The following is an 18337-nucleotide window of genomic DNA, read 5'->3' as shown; positions in this document are numbered from 1 at the left end:
ATTGAGCCGATGGCGCCCGGGTTCTATGTGGCCGCCAGAGTTGCTGCGGTATTTTCGCAAATTGGCCGAAACGGCCCTGTTGGTTCTGTTCATGATCGTCGTATCCTGGGCGTTCTTGCAGACGCTCCCCTACACGATGCCCTTTGTGATCGGCCTGGTCATCGCCGTCCTCCTGCAGCCGATCGTCCGCCTGCTGGAGAGGTGGCGGGTATCCCGAACTGCCGCGATCCTGACGGCCATGGTCGTGATACTGGGGGTGATCTCCCTCGGACTGGTTTATGTGATTGTCCAAATCGCCCAGGAAGTCGCGGTGTTATCGGGTCAGTTGCCGCAAATTTACGCGTCGGTGCGGGATTGGATCAGCTATCAGTTTCAACACGGCCGGGAGATCGTACCTCCGTCCATGAGCGCTGAGATGGAAGCGATGCTCCAACATTTTACGCAACTTGGTTCGACGGAGGTCTCCCGGCTCTTGGACTACGTCCTCAGCTGGCTCCACGGATTGACGGGGCTTCCTGAGTGGATTACGGTTTTGGTGCTCGCCATCATCAGCACGTATTTTTTTCTTAGAGACCGGGAGCGGATTGCCCGTGGGCTGGTTTCCGTGTTGCCGCCCAGCTGGGATCTGAAATTAACCGCGGTGTTTCGGGATGTGGCCCATGCGATGACCGGGATGGTGCGGGCCCAGCTGATCCTGACGCTGATAACCATGGTCATGTCGATCATCGGCCTGTTGGTTTTTCGCGTGGAATATGCGATCACCATCGGAACGCTGATCGGTTTGACGGGACTCGTGCCCATCGTGGGATCCTTGATTGTGACAATCCCGTGGGCCGGGTGGTGTCTGATCACCGGGCAATACACCCTGGGGCTGGAGATTCTGGCGCTGCAGGGGGTAATCTCCTTGGTGCGCCACATTATCGAACCAAAGATCCTCGCGGACAACATGGGGCTGGATACCTTTTCCGCGTTGATTGCCGTGTACGTGGGCTGGAAGATCCTTGGTGTGCTTGGGCTATTTGTAGGCCCCATCCTGTGGGTGGGGATCGAATCTTTGGTACGGGCGCAAATTTTCCAGGATTTTATTCCCCATTCCCCAAGTGTACCCCCGGACGGTGGTGCAGGGGCGGAATCCTCGGGATCGGGCCCTCCGGAATCTGGGCCACCCCCATCCGGCACAGGGGAAGGACGCCCGGATTCTCAGGAACGGGGCCGACGACCCGAGGGGCCGGGGGATGAATCCGGTTTATGATGCGGCGGTCATGGGCAGAGTACGCGGGTCCGAGGGGGGCGAAGGATGGGGTTGTGGGGGGATGTTCCGGAAGTCGCTCCTTATGGGCGGGTGTGTTTGGAGAGTGTGAAGCGCGGGGATTCCCCGGGGACATGGAAAGCACACCGGCGGTGGCCCGAAGCGCAGTGGCTCCAAGGCCGATCTCCAGTGTTGTGGTTTGCTCCCGGGACTCCAGTGGTGGAAGGGAATGGCCGGAGGTGGAGCAGTCCTTACCCGGTGATCTGTTGGCTGTGGGAGGACAAGTGGTTTCACGTGATGGCCCTGTGTCGCGAAGACGGGACGGGTTATTATTGCAATATAGCCAGTCCGCCCGTATGGTTGCCGGAACGAAAGACCCTGCGGGTGATGGATCTGGAGCTCGACGTGCGCATAGAACCCCGAGGTCGGCCTAAGGTGGTGGATCGGGATGAATTCGAGATGGCGGTGAGGCGCGGCCGGATCACCCGGATAGAGGCGGCAGCAGCGGAGCGGGCCGTGGAAGAGCTGCTCGGGTGGATCAAGGACCGGAGTGGACCGTTTGATCCCGCGGAAGTCATCCGTTGGCGGCGGGTCGGCGAAGGGCAGGTTCCTGAGTAAGCTTTCGAGGAGGCGCAGTAGTCATGGGCGATCGACCGTTGATGGGAAAAGTGGCCCTGGTGACCGGAGGTTCCCGGGGCTTGGGGAAAGCCGTATCCCGGCGGTTGGCCGAGGCCGGGGCGGATGTGGCGGTGAATTATTTCCGCAACCGTGAGGCGGCGGAACACACCTGCGCGGAGATTCGGGAGCTCGGCGTCAAAGCGGAGCCGGTCAAGGCCAATGTGGCGGATCCGCAGAAACTGCACTTGTTATTTGATGAAATCGCAGAGAAATTCGGAGGGTTGGATATTCTCATTGCCAATGCGGCCTCCGGGGTCATTCGACCGGCCATGGAGCTGGAGGTTAAGCATTGGGATTGGACCTTGAACGTCAATGCCCGGTCCCTGCTGCTGATGGCCCAGCTCGCCTTGCCCTTGATGCAAAAGCGGGGTGGCGGACGAATTGTGTCGATCTCCAGCCTCGGGTCGCATCGGGTCCTGGACAACTATACGGCGGTGGGGGTTTCCAAAGCGGCCCTGGAGGCGCTCACCCGGTACTTGGCGGTGGAGTTAGCGCCACACGACGTCGTGGTCAACGCCGTTTCTGCTGGGGCTATGGACACCGACGCCCTGCGTTTTTTTCCGAATCGCGAGGATATCCTCCAAACGGCCGAGCGCCGCAACCCGGCGGGACGGCTGGTCACGGTGGGGGATGTGGCCGAGGTGGTGGCTTTTCTCTGCAGTGACGCGTCCTGGATGATTCGCGGCCAGACCGTTGTGGTGGACGGCGGGCAGTCACTGCTGATTTGACCCGGGACGGCAATCAGTGGGATACTGCCCAGCACTGAGGTGGTGACATGATCCCCGGGTGATCCGTGGAGAAAAAGGGCACGCTATTGTCCAAGATTTGACACAGGCAGTGTCTACCTGTATCTTTTATGTGGAAACTCACTTATAGATAGTATCGACCAAGCTGGCGGGTACCGGAATGGCTCTTGTAGACCCATTGTCGATCAAACGGGTTCAAAAGGGGTTGATCAGGTTGATCCAAAAACTCGAACCGACCGCCACCACCGACGGAATGGGCGCTTCGGTAAAGCGGCTGATGCCCACCCGGGCGCTGTTCACGGTCGACCCATTCTTGCTGATGGATCACTTTGCCGTAAAGCCACCGGCTGGCTTTCCTCCCCATCCGCATCGCGGGTTTGAAATCATCACGTACATGCTGACCGGCGCTTTTCGCCATGAGGATGACGCCGGGAATCGAGGAATCATTCCCGCTGGAGGATTGCAGCGAATTACGGCCGGGGCGGGGATTGTCCACTCCGAGATGCCGGCCACGGAAGATGTGAACGAAGGGATTCAGCTCTGGATCAATTTGCCGCGAAGCGACAAAGGTGTGGTGCCGAGCTATCAGGATGTCGCCGGAGATCAATTGCCGACAAAACGCATCGACGGTGCCATCGTGAAAACGATTGTGGGAGACGGTTCACCGGTTGACATCCGCCGGCCGATGAGATATGAAGATGTCACAGTTTTTCCGGGCATACAGTTCCAACTTTCGGGAATTGAAGGCTTTCAAGGATTGGTCTACGTGTTGGAGGGCAGAGGCCGGTTTGTTTTCGACACCGATTCTTCAGGCCAGGCGCCGGTAGAAGCGGGCGCCGGGGAAGCGCTGGTGTTTTCTCAGGAAACCATCCGGTCGATCCGCATTGTTGCCCACGAAGACTCGGCATCATCCGCTCTGCGCCTGATTTGGTTTGCCGGAGAACCCATCGGCGAACGACCGATCTTCCGCGGCAGTTTTGTCGACTGAAGGTGGGTTAAGCGCTGAGTCCACTGCGGACTTCCACCACCGGATGATCCGAACTTACGTGGAAAGATTCGGAGATATACACAATATCCGGAGAGGATTATTTTTAGCGTGACGTTTAAGAAATTCTGGGATTGGTCGGTCCGGGCCAGTGGGACCGGTTTGCCCGGGGAATCGAGGAAGCGCTGTCGGCCTTGGCCGCGGCCTGAGCTGATTTCGGTGTCATCGCGGCGAATACACCGCATATCGTTTTCGATGAAGTGCAGGTTCGAACCTGCCTCGAAAAACACGGGATAGAGTGCATTGTGCCCGATAGAGGCGCTCAAGAAACAATCCAGCACATTCTCGAGTCGGAGCTTTTGTGGGCATTCGGACGAAGAGATCGCAGCAGCACATGATCGACATCGTGAAATCTTTGCAATCCAAAGGGGCGCAGGCGGTAATTCTTGGTTGCACTGAGCCCCCGATGTTGTTAAACGGCGACAACAGCCCCCTGCCGCTGTTGGATTCCGAGGAGTTGCTTATCCAAGCGGCATTGGAGACCGCATTATAGGCCCATTGACGGAGTGTCTCCAATCGCATATAATTTTCCAAAAAGGCGATGTTTACTGCGGCGATGAAGCCGGAACCGCATCGGGAGATGGTCATTCCCGGGTGCTCCGGCTTTTTGCGTTTCCAAGGGGAGGGGCGGAAGGATGTCTGAAGAGAAGAAGCGGTTTATTCAAGAGTTTGTGCCGGGTAAGCAAGTGACGTTGTCTCACCTCATCGCCAATCCCAATGCGGATCTGCACACGAAACTCGGACTGGCCGAGCGCGGTGCCCTCGGCATCATGACGCTGACCCCCAGTGAGACGGTGATCATCGCCGGCGATCTTGCCGCGAAGGCAGCAAATGTGACCATTGGATTTCTCGACCGGTTTACAGGAAGTTTGGTATTGGTCGGAGCCGTGTCTGAAGTGGAGATGGCCATGGAAGCGATCAACCGTTTCTTGCGGGATCAACTCGGTTTTACTCCGGCAGCCATCACCCGTTCTTAGGTGGTGCGTATGGGGAAGGTCATGATCATCGGGGCGGTCGGCAGCGGGAAATCGACTCTGGTGGATGCTCTGCTGGGCGGCGGGACTCAGGTGATGAAAACCCAGGCCATACAGTATCGCGACTGGATTGTCGACACACCGGGTGAATATATGGAGAACCCCTTGTATTACCGTGCCCTGATGGCCACTGCCCTGGAGGTGACGGACGTATTGCTCATTCAAGACGCCACCCGGGATCGGACCGTTTTCCCTCCGGGTTTTGCCACAGGACTTCCAAAACGGGCCATCGGGGTGGTAACCAAAGCGGATCATCCCCAGGCCGATACAGATCGGGCAAAAGCATTGTTGCGCTTGGCCATGCCATTTGGGCCCATTGTTGTGACATCGGCCGTTACCGGGGAGGGTCTCAAAGAGTTGCTGGAATTATTGTAGCTGAAAGTCCTATCAAAATTATAGCTTGACGTTGAGCACCCGACGTACTAAAATTTAAAACAAACAGGAGAGCCCGGGGCAACGGCGCCCGACAACAGTTGCATCGGCTGTTGCCATGGGCGCCTTTTCGTTTAGGGAGGCCCAGGTGAACGGAATGGATGCACTTGACCAAGTTTGTCGTTTGCGCACCGATCTCAGCGACGACGATGTCGCCCGAATCCGGGATGTTGCTCGTCATTTGCAATTAATTGCAGACCTGACGCAAGCGAATGTGTTCGTGGACTGCCCTCTGCCCAGTGGAGACGACGCAGTTGTGGTTGCCGAAGCGAGCCCGGTTTCGGGCCATTCGCTGTATAGTGAATCTGTGGTTGGCAAGATAGCTTTCGCCGCGTACGAACCCGCGGTGGCTCGTACACACCGAACCGGCGAAGTGACCACTTACAATCGAGCGATTACCCAAGAAGGAAAACACGTGAAACAAAGTGTGGTTCCGATCAAGAACGACAAGGGGGAAACGATCGGGTCATTGATATTGGAACAGGACATCAGTGAGTGGATTGATAATGCTGCTCGGGTTCGGGTTCTTAGTGAAGCCGTCGAACAACTCAGTCACGTATTTTTCGATATTCCCGGTCGTTCTCCATTATCGGATGTTATTCAGGATGCGCTATTCCTGACAGATGACCAAGGCCGGATCACCTATGTGAACGCCTGTGGAATTACATTGATTACCGAATTTCAACCCTCTACCCACTTGATCGGGGAACGACTTGATAAAGTCCTCCCTTTTATCCGGGGTCTGCAATTTTTAGAAGGTGAAGCAGTGCGTTACGAAACCGAGGTGGGCAAGCGCGTTTTCCAGGTGCACGCGGTGGGGTTGTGGGATCCATCGGGGACTCGCTCCGGCTTGGTCATGATTCGCGAGGTGAGCGAGCTGCGGGAAAAGGAGCGGCAACTTCAGATTCAATCCGCCATGATCAAGGAAATCCACCACCGGGTCAAGAACAACCTTCAAGCGGTGGCAAGTCTTTTGCGGCTGCAAATGCGGCGGTGTCCCGAAGACCAGCAGGCGCATTACCGGCAGACCCTCAATCGAATCATGAGCATCGCCGCAGTTCACGAGGTTCTGTCCGGATCCCGGGTGGAGATGGTGGATTTTCATGATGTGGTTCGTAAGATCGGTTGGATGCAGATTCACAGTATGACGGCGGATCCGCCCAGGATCCGATACGAGGTGCGGGGCGCGCGGTTGGTTCTGCCGTCCGGAAGGGCGGTTTCCTTGGCCCTGGTGGCCAATGAACTGATACAAAACAGTTTGGAACATGCGTATCGCGATCGAACGGAAGGGTTGCTCGCTGTAGAGATTGGCGATCAGGAGTCCTGGGCCTTGTTGCAGGTGGTGGACGATGGTTGTGGTTTTCAGGAAGGGCAGGTCCGCGAGAGTTTAGGATTGCAGATTGTCCGGACTCTGACAGAGTGCGACCTCGGCGGGGTTTTTCACATCCAGGTTCGACCGGAAGGCGGCACCGTGGCGACCGTGATGTTTCCGAAAGGGGAGACCAGTGATGAGCAGGGCCCGAATTATGATCGTGGACGATGAGTCGATCCTGAGGATGGACATCCGGGAGATATTGCAAGAGCACGGTTACGAGGTGGTGGCCGAGGCGGGGAACGGAGAATCGGCGGTCGAACTCGCCCATCGTCACCGTCCAGATCTCGTTCTCATGGATGTGAAGATGCCAAAGATTAACGGGGTCAAAGCCGGCCGAATCATTCACCAAAAACTCGGGATCCCCATTGTTCTGTTGACTGCGTACAGCGATGGGGCATTGATCGAAGAGGCCAAGAACTCCGGCGTGCTCGGTTATCTCGTGAAACCGGTCGGCGAGTCCGACCTCATCCCCGCCGTCGAGATCGCCTTGGCCCAAGGAGACCGTCTTCACCGACTCTCGTGCAATGTTCATCGGCTTGAGAAACAACTGGAAATCCGAAAGTTGGTCGAGCGGGCCAAGGGGATCCTGATGCAAGAACACGGACTATCGGAACAGAGTGCGTATCAAATGTTGCGATCGGAAAGCATGAATCAGCGGGTTTCCCTGGAGCGCATGGCCCAGGATGTGATCGCGGGACGACTGCGGTTCGACAGACGGTCGGCAAATCCCTGAACACCCGGATTTCTCGTTGGGCGGCGGTGAAGGGAAAGAACGGCAATACCAGGTGGATATTCGTTTGGGCAATGGCGCCCCGGAAGGTTCATCCGAACCGCTTGGGGCGCTTTTTGCTGTGTTGAGGAAGGGACGGCTTATGAAACGGAAAGATGCGATGACCACGGTGGGGATTGATTTGGGGACCAGCACGACGAAATTGGTCGTGAGCCGCCTGCGTCTCGCCAATACCGCCGGCCACTCCCGCATCCCTCGAATCGAAATTGTCGACCGGCAGGTTGTATACCGCAGCCCTTTATACCGAACGCCTTTATTAAATGATTCCCTGATTGACATGGCAGGGGTGGGGGAGATCCTGAACGCGGAATATCGCCGGGCCGGCATCACTTTCGCGGACATCGACACCGGGGCGGTGATCATCACCGGAGAAACGGCTACCCGGGACAATGCCCGGGAAGTGGTCATGTCCCTGGCCGATCGGGCCGGAGATTTTGTGGTGGCCACCGCGGGGCCGGATCTCGAAGGGATTCTTGCCGGAAAGGGTTCCGGAGCCCTGGAATGGTCCAAACGAATGAACCGAACGGTCGCCAATGTTGATATCGGCGGCGGCACCGCGAACATCGCTTTGTTCTCCCGGGGAGAGGTGCGGGGGACCTGTACCCTGGCGATCGGCGGTCGAGTGATTGAATTTGAACGAGGAGTCGTGCGGAGGGTGTCGCCTGTGCTGAAAAAGTGGATGCAGGTAACGGACATGCGGCTTGAACCCGGGTGGAGGGTGGATCACTCGGTTGAAATGTTGTGCCGGATCTCAGACCGACTGGCCGGGTGTCTGGCGGGTGTGCTGCACCAGCGCGTTGGTCCGCCGGAGCGTGAACTTTTGGTGGGCCATCCGCCCAACTGGGTCGAACTGCCGGATGCCTGGATGGTTTCCGGCGGCGTCGGAGGGATGATAGCCGCGCTTCTCGACGGATCCCGGTCGGCATCGAGTTGTAAGGAATTGGTGATTGAACGTGCCTGGGCGGAGGACGGTTTTGCCGATATGGGGTTGCCCTTGGCGTACAGCCTTCTGCACGAACAGAGCTTTGCCGACTTGGAGCGGATTCCGGCCCGGGAAACGATGCGGGCCACGGTGATTGGGGCGGGAACGCAATCAATGGAGATCAGCGGAGCGACGGTTCATGTCGAGGCCGGACGGCTGCCCCTGCGCAATGTGCCGGTGATGGCGTTTACCTATGACCCGGAAGGTGTACCCGAAGAGGATTTGCGTCAAGTGCTTGCTCGGGGAAAACGGATCTATGATCCCGGCGGGGAAAATCCGCCGCTGGCGCTGGCGGTGCGGGGGTTATCCGGAAGACATTTTTCGGATCTCCAGGAGGCGGCGCAGGTTTTTTCCCGGGTGCTTGGGGAAGGTCTGTCGGGCGGGGAACCGGCCGTCCTCATCATGGACGGCGATGTGGGAAAAGCCTTTGGGCAGTGTCTGTCGGCGGCGGGGCTGAAGTCCTTGGTCTGTATTGATCAGATTCAGGCCGGCGACGGCGATTACGTCGACATCGGCGAACCCGTGATGGAGAGCGGTGCGGTGCCGGTGGCGGTCAAGACCCTGGTTCTCGATGGGCCGAGGGAGGTGAAAAAACGGTGAAACTGACAGCACAAGTACAGGGGCAAAGTTACGGATTCAGGGATCTTAAAGAAGTATTCGCCAAGGCCAATGAAGAACGATCCGGCGATCGCCTGGCGGGAATCGGGGCCGAATCCGCCCAAGAACGGATCGCGGCGAAGCGCGTTCTGGCGGAAACCACGCTCGAACAGATCCGCAACAATCCGCTCATCCCGCCGGAGGACGACGAGGTGTCCAGAATCATCGACGAGGGGGTCAATGAGCGAATTTACCGGGAAGTCCGCGGTTGGACCGTGGCGGAGCTTCGGGAATACATTCTGTCCGACGGCGCGTCGGGGACCGATCTTCTCCGCTTGTCCCGGGGATTGACCAGTGAAATGATTGCAGCGGCGGCAAAGTTGATGTCGAACCTGGATTTGATCTATGCGGCGAAAAAAATTGAAGTGATCACCCGCTGCAACGGGTCCATCGGCCATCGTGGGACGCTTTCTTCCCGACTGCAGCCGAACCATCCCACCGACAGTGCGGACGGTGTGGTCGCGTCCATTCGCGAGGGGTTGTCCTACGGGGTCGGGGATGCGGTAATCGGCATCAACCCGGTGGACGACTCCGTGGAGAGTGTGAAGCGCCTCATGCATGCTTCGCACGATTGTATCCGGGCCTGGGGCATTCCAACCCAGAATTGCGTTTTGGCGCATGTGACCACCCAGATGAAGGCGGTGGAGCAGGGAGCTCCGGTTGACCTGATCTTCCAGAGTATCGCCGGCACCGAAGAAGCGAATCGTTCTTTCGGCATCAGCGCGGCGCTCTTAGATGAAGCCCACGAGTTGATCCGGCGGGAGGGTGCCAGCCCGGGGCCCAATCTGATGTATTTCGAAACCGGCCAAGGAACCGAGTTGTCGGCGGACGCACACCACGGAGTGGACCAAGTGACCCTTGAAGCCCGGAAATACGGCTTTGCCCGGCGTTGGAATCCGTTCATTTTGAATACCGTGGTGGGGTTTATCGGGCCGGAGTATCTGTACGATGCGAAACAAGTGATCCGGGCGGGGCTTGAAGATCATTTCATGGGCAAGATGCACGGTATTCCCATGGGGGTCGACGTGTGTTACACGAATCACACCAGGGCGGACCAGAATGACATCGAAGGACTGGGAGTGCTCTTGGCGGCGGCCGGGGTGAATTTTGTGATTGCCGTGCCCATGGGCGACGACTGTATGTTGAATTACCAATCTCTCAGTTATCACGATATTCCCGCCCTGCGGCAGACCTTCGGACTTCGCCCGGCTCCGGAATTCGAAGCGTGGCTGGAGCAGCGGGGGATCTTACGGCACGGCGCCTTGACGGAGCGGGCCGGCGATCCGACGCTTTTCGTGTTCGATTAGGAGGGTGGCGTATGTCCCGGAACGTTCAGGATGAGGTGCAGGAGATCGTACGACGAGTTCTCCATCGGCTTCAAGACGGATCCACGGACGGGGCAATCTCCCGGAGGCCGTATCCCGAAAGAACTGAGGCGGCTTCCGCTTCAAAGGAGGCGCAGGTCTTGCGGGCGAGGTTGGTGCCTTATGAGACGGGCCGTGTGGATGGTGGGTCTTCCGAGGTGTGCGGGATGGAAAACGAGGGCGGGAGTCGCATCCGGCTGAATACAGGAGAAGTCGCTGCTCTGTCCGAAGAAGATGTCGATCCCGCCTTTCAGGGGCAAATCAAAGGATGTACAGTGTCCGGGGTTGCAATCAGGGATCAAAGACTCCTCCGAGACCTGCTGCGCACCACTCCGGCTCGGATCGGTGTGGGGCGGTCGGGACCAAGGCCGTGCACCGAAACTCTGCTCACCTTTCGGGAAGACCACGCGGCTGCGGTGGATGCCGTCTACGGGGAAGTGGATGAAGCGGTACTGGAGGAGTTTGGGTTGTTTGTGGTCGACACCATGGCCGCCGACAAGGACACCTATATTCGACGTCCGGATCTTGGAAGGAAGTTGACGCCGCAGAGTGTTCATTTGATCCAGCACAAATGCGTCAGGCGTCCGCAGGTGCAGGTTGTGGTGTCGGACGGCCTCAGTTCCCAGGCGGTGATGACGAACCTGAAGGATGTCTATCCGGCCCTTTGCCAATCGTTAAAACAATATGGGCTTTCGATGGGAACGCCGTTTTACGTTCGCCGAGGGCGCGTGGCCATTATGGACGAGATCGGGGAACTGCTTCAGCCCGAGGCTTTCGTCCTGCTCATCGGCGAGCGGCCGGGGTTGGCCGCCGCCGATTCGATGAGTGCGTACCTGTGTTATCGACCGCGACGAGGCACCATAGAAGCGGATCGGATGGTGGTATCCAACATTCACGACGCCGGTACGCCTCCTGTTGAAGCGGGCGCCCATCTGGGCGCCGTGGTCAAGACCATGATCGAAAAGAAGGCCAGTGGAGTGAAACTGATGTCTGTGGAGTGAAAGAGGGGACGATGGTGCTAGAACCTGTACGCGCCCAAGTCTTGGCGACCAGGATTATTGCAAACGTCGACGGGGCTCTGGCCAGACAGTTCCGGCTCTCGCCCCGACACCGGTCGATCGGCATGCTGACGGTGACCATTGACGATGTCGGCTATACCGCCGTAGATGAAGCCACAAAGAGGGCGGAGGTGGATGTGGTGTATGCCAAATCGTTTTATGCCGGAGCGGCCCATTCGTCCGGCCCGCTGTCGGGAGAGTTCATCGGTGTGCTGGCCGGACCGACCCCGGATGAAGTCCGGAGCGGTTTGGAGGCGGCCGCCCAAGTGGTTGATCGGGGCGCCTGCTTTTACGCGTTGGATGCCAAGGGAGAGCATACGGTCTATCCTCACGTGATTTCCCGAACAGGCCGCTATCTTTCCAAGGTGGCCGGAATTGCCGAAGGGGAGCCGCTCGCGTACTTGATCGCTCCGCCTCTTGAAGCGATGTTTGGCCTTGATGCCGCACTGAAGGCGGCCACCGTACGGTTGGCCAAATTTTACGGACCGCCGACGGAAACCAATTTTGCCGGGGGATTGTTGACCGGCAGTCAGTCCGCCTGTACGGCCGCGGCCGCGGCGTTTCTCGAGGCCGTGATTGCGGTTGCCGAGAGTCCGCTTGCGGTGAGGTAGACGCGAGACAGTGGGCAACGTGGCGATCGGACTCATCGAAACCCAGGGACTGGCCGCTGTCATTGCGGCTGCCGATGCGGCGGTCAAAGGGGCCGATGTCGTGGTGGTGGGTTGCGAACCGATCCATCACGGCATAGTGACGCTGACGGTGGCCGGCGAGGCGGCTGCGGTGGCTGAGGCGGTGGAATCGGCGGTGCGGGCCGCGTCGGCAATCGGGCGGGTACTTCGGTTTTCTGTACTGCCCGGTCCTTGGGAGGAGGTCGTGGAAATGGTAACAGGAAGTCCGCTCCGAGCGCGCTTCCCGGAGGGGCCGGAAATCGTCGAGAACCGCTGTGACGAGGTCGTCGGTTCCGCGGAGTCCGACGGGGGTGACCCATGGTCAGGCTATACGGTGGTGGAGTTGCGGCGCCTGGTCAGGGCTTTGAAGGCCTCGGGTCTGTCCGGACGGGAGATTTCAAAAGCCAATCGGCGGACGCTGGTGGAGATCCTGCGCCGGCATGGAGAGGAGAGAGAGGAGGAATGAGCGGGTGATTGCCCGGATCGATCAGGATTTGGTGGCTCTTCAGTTGCTTCGGGACGCGGTGGCGTCCGCCAAAGCGGCGCAAGAGGAATTCGCCCGGTTCAATCAAGAACAGGTCGATCGGGTGGTTCAAGCGGCGGCGGAGGCTGCGGAGGCCGAGGCTGAAACACTGGCCCGGGAGGCCGTGGAAGAAACGGGGTTCGGAGTGGTTGAACACAAGACGATGAAGAATCTGTTTGCGGCTCGAGACGTTTATGACTCGATCCGCGATGTGAAAACGGTCGGGATCATCCGGGAAGATCCCCGCCGCAAGGTCGTTGAGGCCGCCGATCCTTACGGTGTCATCGCCGCCGTCATTCCTTCCACGAACCCGACGTCCACAGCTATTTTCAAGTGTCTGATTGCATTGAAAACCCGCAATGCGATTGTGATCAGCCCCCATCCGTCGGCCTCCCGTTGTACGATCCGGGCGGCGGAAATCTGTGCCAAGGCGGCCTACGGAGCGGGCGCACCCAGGGGACTGATCGGTTGGGTGGAGAAACCCACGGTGGAGTTGACCGAAGCATTGATGAAACATCCCGATATACAACTGATCCTGGCCACGGGCGGAGCCGGATTGGTGCGCGCCGCCTACAGTTCCGGGAAACCGGCCTATGGAGTCGGACCGGGTAACGTTCCCGCGTACATCGAAGAAAGTGCGGATGTTCCCCGGGCGGTGCAGGACATCTTCACCAGCAAAACGTTCGACAACGGCACGATCTGCGCTTCGGAGCAGGCGGTGGTTGTCGACCGTCGGGTTCGCGAAGAGGTCATACGCGAGTTCAGAAGGCATGGGGCCTATATGCTGTCGCCCGAGGAAAAAGAGGCGGTGGCCAAGGTTCTTTTCCCGTCGCCCAGAAAACTGAACAGCGGCATTGTCGGGAAATCCGCTGTGTACATCGCGTCTCAGGCCGGGATCACAGTGCCGCCCGGAACGAAGCTGCTCATCGGCGAGGAAACGCGGGTCGCCGCGGATGTGCCGTTTGCTCTGGAAAAGCTGTCCCCGGTTCTGGCTTTTTACACGGTGGAGAATTGGGAGGAGGGCTGCCGGTGCTGCATTGATCTGTTGGCATTGGGGGGGCGCGGACATTCGTTGGTGATTCACTCCGGGAATGAAGAGATCATTCGTGAGTTCCTTCTTCAGAAGCCGGTTTCCAGGGTGTTGGTCAATACTCCGGCTGCTTTGGGAGCGATCGGCGCGACAACCGGGCTGCGACCGTCCATGACGCTGGGATGCGGGTCCTTCGGCGGCAATATCACATCGGACAACATTACCGTCGAGCACCTGATGAACATCAAACGCCTGGCTTATGGCACGAAGGAGGTGATCATCGGGGGATCGGCGGCAGCGTCCTCGGAGGAAGAATTGGTCAAGGCGGTGGTTCAAGAGGTGGGACCACTTGTCCCCCATGTGAATGAACAAGAAATCAGTGAGGTGGTTCGGGAGGTGATGGGGCGGATGAAAGCGGGATACAGGACCTGAGCCGGCGGAATGAAGTCTGGGATTCATGATCAGGACAAATCGATCCAAAAGGAGTGTTGAACGATGGCCGGAGAGTTGACGGCACTCGGCATGATCGAAACCCGGGGATTGGTGGCGTCCGTGGAAGCGGCGGACGCGATGGTGAAAGCGGCGGACGTGCGCCTGATCGGAAAGGTGCATGTCGGCGGCGGTTTGGTTACGGTGATGGTTCGCGGAGACGTGGGAGCGGTCAAGGCGGCCACCGAAGCGGGCGCCGAAGCGGCCCGCAGAGTCGGGGAGTTGGTTTCGGTTCATGTGATTCCTCGGCCGCACGGGGAGCTGGAGGCGATTTTGCCCAAAGTGACTCAGACCTGATTGAAGTGATCACATATGGTTGATCGCCGCGATTTGATCAACCTCGTAATCGAGGCGTTGCAACGTCGAGGCTTCCCCGGGGATTCAGCAGACGGGAGTTTACAGATTGTTTGGTTGCCGGGACAGGCGCCAAGCCCGGAAGAGCAGGAGTTGTCGGCTGAAATCAAGTCTGTGCTTCAGAAGTCCGGGGAAGCGGTCATCGTCGACGGTCGGGATCCCGACGCGGAATCCTTGCTGAAACAAGCCGAATGTCTGGTCGTCGGCCCGTGCGATCAATCGATTCTGGTCCGCGGAGCGTTGGGATTGACGACGGATCGCGCCGGCGCACTGTTGGCGAAAGCACTTCTGGCCTCCATGCCGGTCAGCATGGTTCTGAATCCGCAGCTGTCGGTCATCTTTCGGCCCGAGGCTTCCGTCCGTCCCTACCTGAAATTGTTGCGGGATTACGCTGAAGCGTTGCAGCACTACGGTGTGGACGTGGTTTGCTGGGAGGAGTTCGTTACGGGCTGGCGTCCCCCAGCCGACCGGTTCGGACGCATGAACATATCTGACCTCTCCGCCGAATCCCGAAGTATCGAATCTGTTCAATATCGGGTGAGCCGGGCGACATATTGGACGGTCAAGGACTTGGCCAGGAGGCGGTTGCAGCCGGGGGACGAACTGGTGCTCCCGCAAGGTGTGAGGCTGACTCCGGGTGCACGGGAATGGCTACGGGATCAGAGTGTGGCACTGAAGATTATGGAAGGTGGAGAGAGGGCGGATCGATGATTATCGGGCGTGTGGTCGGAAACGTATGGGCGACCCGGAAGGAAGAAGTTCTCGTGGGGATCAAGTTCCTCGTGGTACAGCCCCACGGGCCCGATGGACAAGGACGGGGGGAACCCGTGGTGGCGGCCGACCGGGTGGGGGCAGGGTTGGGCGACATGGTGATCGTGACTCAGGGAAGCTCCGCCCGGCTTGTGTACGGGGAACAGTGGCCCATTGACGCCGCTGTCATCGGGATCGTGGATTCGGTGGAAAAAGGGGGCTGAATGTGCCGTGGTGGCGTTGGGGCTGGTGGAAACACGGGGATTCGTGGGGGCGGTGGAGGCGGCGGACGCCATGGCAAAAGCGGCGGATGTACGGCTGATCGGCCGGGAACAGGTGGATGCGGCATTGGTGACGGTGATGGTGGAGGGGGATGTGGGTGCGGTGAAGGCCGCGGTGCAAGCCGGAGCGGCCGCGGCGGCTCGGGTCGGGCACTTGGTGGCCGCCCACGTCATTCCCCGTCCCCATGAGGAAGTGGCCACGGTGTATCCACGACGAGGGTAAATCGCGGGGAACGGTCGAGTTCCGGGGGATTTCAAAAAAGGAAGGGATGAGTGATGGTCCTTGGTGTGTTGTTGGTGGTGATTGCCCTGGTCGTTATGCTGGGTATCGGTTATAGGGCCAATCGAAGTGTACAGGAATCCCGCCGTTCGGGAAACGGTGACGGGGAGCTGGCTTCCTTTGGATATAAACAGGAACTTCTGAGGGATATGGGTGGTTTTTCCAACTTCGCCATTTCATTCTCCATCATCTCGATTCTGACCGGGGCGGTGACTTTGTACGGGTATGGTTTTAACCAGGGCGGCCCAGCCGTCATGGGCATCGGCTGGCCCTTGGTGACGATTTTCGTCCTCATGGTGGCCGCTTCGATGGCGGAGTTGGCGTCCGCCATTCCCACCTCGGGTGCCATTTATCATTGGGCCTCCATTTTGGGTGGTCCCGGGTGGGGGTGGTATGCGGCCTGGTTCAACATGGTGGGTCAAGTGACCATTGTGGCGGGGATTGATTTCGGGTGCGCGACTTTCGCGTCGACGCTTCTGTTTGGCGAGCCGACCAAGGCACAGATGCTGGCGGTGTATGCGGTGATTCTGCTCAGTCACGCCGTTTTGAATCATGTGGGGATTCGGGTGGTGGCCAAACTGAATGACGTGTCGGCTTTGTACCACATGATCGGCGTCGGGGCGTTGATTGCGGCCTTGGTGTATTTTGGACCCGATCGAAATGTCTCGTATATGTTTGAAACGGGATTCTCGACCGCAACAGGTCCTGGGGTGCCTTACTGGCTCGCCTTTCTATTCGGCCTTCTCCAGGCTCAATGGACCTACACCGGATACGATGCGTCGGCCCATACCAGTGAAGAGACGGTGGAGTCCCGGGTCAAATCCCCTTGGGGCGTGTACCTGTCGGTGGCCGTGTCCAGTATATTCGGCTATCTGATGTTGGTTTTGGTCACTCTTTCGATCAAAGATCCGAATGCCGTGGCGGCCGCCGGCGGAAACGGATTCATGACGGTCATCGAACAGGCCATGGGCGGCGCTTTCGGGAAGGCTGTGCTTTGGATGGTCACCCTCGCCATGTGGTTCTGCGGCCTTTCTTCGGTGACGTCGATTTCAAGAATGATGTATGCCTTCTCCCGAGACAACGGGATGCCGTTTGCCTATCTGTGGTCGCGGGTCAGTCCGAAGTTTCGCACACCGGCTGCGGCCATCTGGCTGAGCGTGGTCCTGGCGTTCTGTTGCGCTCTGGCCGACAATGTGTATGCTGTGGTGACATCGATCAGCACGATCGGCTTGTACGGCTCCTACGCCATTCCTCTGTTGCTCAAATTGCGGGCCCAGTGGAGAGGTGCGTGGAGCATGGAAGACAATGGCCCCTGGCATCTCGGACGCTGGAGTCCCATTGTGAATACCCTGGCCGTTCTTTGGGTCGCTTTTATCACGGTGCTTTTCGTGATCGCTCCCAGCGATGTACAATTAACGGATAATTTTACACTGCATTACGCGACCGGAACGACTTTTGCGACGGTGTTCGCCCTGTTGACGATTTGGTACGTGGTGAGTATCAGGAAGCAATTTGCAGGCCCGCATCTCGGTACTTATGCGAAAGTGCGCGAACGCATTCGCCAGTCGGCTTAGCCCGCTGAGGGGGGTGGGCCAATGAGACGGAGGAAAATCACAGTAATTGGTGCCGGGAATGTGGGGGCCGCGGTGGCTCACGGCCTGTTGGTCAAAGGGCTGGGAAATGTGGTTCTGATGGATGTCGTGGAAGGTCTTGCGGCGGGGAAGGCTCTTGATCTTCTTCAGTCGGGCCCGGTGGAAGGATGGGCGTATGACGTAAAAGGCACCGCCCACTACAGAGATACGGCCGATTCCGATGTGGTGGTGATCACGGCGGGCGTGGCCCGCAGGCCCGGCATGAGCCGAGAGGATCTCACGGCAACCAACGCTCGGATTGTCTGGGAGGCGGCAAAACAGGCAGCCGCTTATTCTCCGCGGGCTCACATTGTCGTGGTGAGCAACCCTCTGGATGTCATGTGTTACATAGCTCTTCGGGCGTCGGGTTTTCCCCCTAACCGAGTCTACGGCCAGTCCGGGGTGTTGGATTCGTCCCGGTTTCGTACTTTCATTGCCCAGGAGCTGGGAGTTGCCGGGGAAGACGTTCACGCGTACGTACTGGGTGGTCACGGGGACGAAATGGTTCCTTTGGTTCGATACGCCTATGTCGGCTGTGTCCCGGTGGATCACCTGATTCCGCAGACTCGGCTGAGGGAGATTGTGGAACGCACCAAGCGGGGCGGGGCGGAGATCGTCTCCCTCTTGAAACAAGGGAGCGCTTATTATGCTCCGGCCGCTTCCACCGTTCAAATGGTTCAATCGGTGCTTGAGGACCGCAAGCGCATCTTGCCCATGTCCGTTTACCTCAACGGGCAATATGGACTGTCCGATATCTACTTCGGCGTTCCCGCGGTGCTTGGCGGCGACGGAGTCGAGCGGATGATCGAACTGAATCTGGATGACGGGGAGCTTGCGGCCTTGAACCGATCGGCGGAGACCATTCGCAGGGCCGTGGCCGCGGCCCGGGATCATCTCAAAAGTGAAGGAGTTTGGTGTTAA

20 protein-coding genes are annotated in these 18337 nt (G+C 58.7%); all 20 read left to right on the top strand.

The window, feature by feature from the left end; genetic code table 11:
* Position 1 precedes the first annotated feature (1 nt).
* On the top strand, positions 2-1252 hold the full coding sequence (gene ytvI / locus CVV65_RS13055) for a sporulation integral membrane protein YtvI (protein WP_157935518.1): 1251 nt from the start codon (positions 2-4) through the stop codon (positions 1250-1252).
* A 45-nt stretch (positions 1253-1297) separates the two neighbouring features.
* Positions 1298-1867 carry a DUF402 domain-containing protein gene (locus tag CVV65_RS13050; protein WP_100668496.1) on the top strand — a complete coding sequence of 190 codons (570 nt, stop codon included), beginning with the start codon at positions 1298-1300 and terminating at the stop codon, positions 1865-1867.
* A 23-nt stretch (positions 1868-1890) separates the two neighbouring features.
* Positions 1891-2655 (top strand): enoyl-[acyl-carrier-protein] reductase FabL, encoded by a 765-nt coding sequence (gene fabL / locus CVV65_RS13045; RefSeq protein WP_100668495.1) that lies wholly within the window; start codon positions 1891-1893, stop codon positions 2653-2655.
* A 232-nt stretch (positions 2656-2887) separates the two neighbouring features.
* Positions 2888-3661, top strand: coding sequence for a pirin family protein (locus CVV65_RS13040; RefSeq protein WP_232796620.1), 774 nt, complete (start codon positions 2888-2890; stop codon positions 3659-3661).
* A gap of 692 nt (positions 3662-4353) precedes the next feature.
* On the top strand, positions 4354-4695 hold the full coding sequence (gene eutS / locus CVV65_RS13030) for an ethanolamine utilization microcompartment protein EutS (protein WP_100668492.1): 342 nt from the start codon (positions 4354-4356) through the stop codon (positions 4693-4695).
* Between the two features lie 9 nt (positions 4696-4704).
* A complete protein-coding gene (locus CVV65_RS13025) occupies positions 4705-5127 on the top strand; it encodes a EutP/PduV family microcompartment system protein (RefSeq protein WP_100668491.1) in 423 nt (140 codons plus the stop codon).
* Positions 5128-5281: 154 nt separating this feature from the next.
* Positions 5282-6727: a sensor histidine kinase gene (locus CVV65_RS13020; protein ID WP_232796789.1), complete on the top strand. Its 1446-nt coding sequence runs from the start codon at positions 5282-5284 to the stop codon at positions 6725-6727.
* Complete coding sequence (locus CVV65_RS13015) at positions 6693-7292, top strand: ANTAR domain-containing response regulator (protein WP_100668489.1); 600 nt, start codon at positions 6693-6695, stop codon at positions 7290-7292. Before CVV65_RS13020 ends, CVV65_RS13015 begins: the two co-directional genes overlap by 35 nt.
* Positions 7293-7431: 139 nt before the next feature.
* Complete coding sequence (locus tag CVV65_RS13010; RefSeq protein WP_100668488.1) at positions 7432-8931, top strand: ethanolamine ammonia-lyase reactivating factor EutA; 1500 nt, start codon at positions 7432-7434, stop codon at positions 8929-8931.
* Positions 8928-10295 carry an ethanolamine ammonia-lyase subunit EutB gene (locus CVV65_RS13005; RefSeq protein WP_100668487.1) on the top strand — a complete coding sequence of 456 codons (1368 nt, stop codon included), beginning with the start codon at positions 8928-8930 and terminating at the stop codon, positions 10293-10295. The genes CVV65_RS13010 and CVV65_RS13005 overlap by 4 nt, the downstream gene beginning before the upstream one ends.
* 11 nt (positions 10296-10306) lie before the next feature.
* Positions 10307-11353, top strand: coding sequence for an ethanolamine ammonia-lyase subunit EutC (gene eutC, locus CVV65_RS13000; protein WP_232796619.1), 1047 nt, complete (start codon positions 10307-10309; stop codon positions 11351-11353).
* Positions 11354-11364: 11 nt separating this feature from the next.
* Complete coding sequence (eutL, locus tag CVV65_RS12995; protein WP_100669518.1) at positions 11365-12021, top strand: ethanolamine utilization microcompartment protein EutL; 657 nt, start codon at positions 11365-11367, stop codon at positions 12019-12021.
* Between the two features lie 10 nt (positions 12022-12031).
* Positions 12032-12544 carry a BMC domain-containing protein gene (locus CVV65_RS12990; protein ID WP_100668486.1) on the top strand — a complete coding sequence of 171 codons (513 nt, stop codon included), beginning with the start codon at positions 12032-12034 and terminating at the stop codon, positions 12542-12544.
* 4 nt (positions 12545-12548) lie between these two features.
* Positions 12549-14063: an acetaldehyde dehydrogenase (acetylating) gene (locus CVV65_RS12985; protein WP_232796618.1), complete on the top strand. Its 1515-nt coding sequence runs from the start codon at positions 12549-12551 to the stop codon at positions 14061-14063.
* 63 nt (positions 14064-14126) lie between these two features.
* Positions 14127-14417: an ethanolamine utilization microcompartment protein EutM gene (gene eutM, locus CVV65_RS12980; protein WP_100668484.1), complete on the top strand. Its 291-nt coding sequence runs from the start codon at positions 14127-14129 to the stop codon at positions 14415-14417.
* Positions 14418-14432: 15 nt separating this feature from the next.
* The gene (locus CVV65_RS12975; RefSeq protein WP_100668483.1) at positions 14433-15185 is read left to right on the top strand and encodes a hypothetical protein; all 753 of its coding nucleotides are present in this window, start codon (positions 14433-14435) and stop codon (positions 15183-15185) included.
* A complete protein-coding gene (locus CVV65_RS12970; RefSeq protein WP_100668482.1) occupies positions 15182-15448 on the top strand; it encodes a EutN/CcmL family microcompartment protein in 267 nt (88 codons plus the stop codon). The genes CVV65_RS12975 and CVV65_RS12970 overlap by 4 nt, the downstream gene beginning before the upstream one ends.
* A 7-nt stretch (positions 15449-15455) precedes the next feature.
* Positions 15456-15728 (top strand): BMC domain-containing protein, encoded by a 273-nt coding sequence (locus CVV65_RS12965; RefSeq protein ID WP_104216448.1) that lies wholly within the window; start codon positions 15456-15458, stop codon positions 15726-15728.
* 53 nt (positions 15729-15781) lie between these two features.
* Entirely contained in the window at positions 15782-17359 is a 1578-nt protein-coding gene (locus CVV65_RS12960; RefSeq protein ID WP_100668481.1) for an amino acid permease, read from the top strand.
* A 21-nt stretch (positions 17360-17380) separates the two neighbouring features.
* On the top strand, positions 17381-18337 hold the full coding sequence (gene mdh, locus CVV65_RS12955; RefSeq protein ID WP_100668480.1) for a malate dehydrogenase: 957 nt from the start codon (positions 17381-17383) through the stop codon (positions 18335-18337).

It is taken from the genome of Kyrpidia spormannii (genome assembly GCF_002804065.1).
In the GTDB taxonomy this organism is placed as follows: Bacteria; Bacillota; Bacilli; order Kyrpidiales; family Kyrpidiaceae; genus Kyrpidia; species Kyrpidia spormannii.
Note: the sequence above shows the minus strand (reverse complement) of the source record. Positions and strands in the feature narration are given on the sequence as shown.

Bases quoted from the DNA above. Each gene is read 5' to 3' on its own strand.
- mdh (WP_100668480.1), top strand. From the start codon at position 17,381: ATGAGACGGAGGAAAATCACAGTAATTGGTGCCGGGAATGTGGGGGCC.
- eutM (WP_100668484.1), top strand. From the start codon at position 14,127: ATGGCCGGAGAGTTGACGGCACTCGGCATGATCGAAACCCGGGGATTG.
- CVV65_RS13015 (WP_100668489.1), top strand. From the start codon at position 6,693: ATGAGCAGGGCCCGAATTATGATCGTGGACGATGAGTCGATCCTGAGG.
- eutS (WP_100668492.1), top strand. From the start codon at position 4,354: ATGTCTGAAGAGAAGAAGCGGTTTATTCAAGAGTTTGTGCCGGGTAAG.
- CVV65_RS12960 (WP_100668481.1), top strand. From the start codon at position 15,782: ATGGTCCTTGGTGTGTTGTTGGTGGTGATTGCCCTGGTCGTTATGCTG.
- CVV65_RS13020 (WP_232796789.1), top strand. From the start codon at position 5,282: ATGGATGCACTTGACCAAGTTTGTCGTTTGCGCACCGATCTCAGCGAC.
- fabL (WP_100668495.1), top strand. From the start codon at position 1,891: ATGGGCGATCGACCGTTGATGGGAAAAGTGGCCCTGGTGACCGGAGGT.
- CVV65_RS13050 (WP_100668496.1), top strand. From the start codon at position 1,298: ATGGGGTTGTGGGGGGATGTTCCGGAAGTCGCTCCTTATGGGCGGGTG.
- CVV65_RS12970 (WP_100668482.1), top strand. From the start codon at position 15,182: ATGATTATCGGGCGTGTGGTCGGAAACGTATGGGCGACCCGGAAGGAA.
- eutL (WP_100669518.1), top strand. From the start codon at position 11,365: ATGGTGCTAGAACCTGTACGCGCCCAAGTCTTGGCGACCAGGATTATT.
- CVV65_RS12975 (WP_100668483.1), top strand. From the start codon at position 14,433: ATGGTTGATCGCCGCGATTTGATCAACCTCGTAATCGAGGCGTTGCAA.
- CVV65_RS13010 (WP_100668488.1), top strand. From the start codon at position 7,432: ATGAAACGGAAAGATGCGATGACCACGGTGGGGATTGATTTGGGGACC.
- eutC (WP_232796619.1), top strand. From the start codon at position 10,307: ATGTCCCGGAACGTTCAGGATGAGGTGCAGGAGATCGTACGACGAGTT.
- CVV65_RS13025 (WP_100668491.1), top strand. From the start codon at position 4,705: ATGGGGAAGGTCATGATCATCGGGGCGGTCGGCAGCGGGAAATCGACT.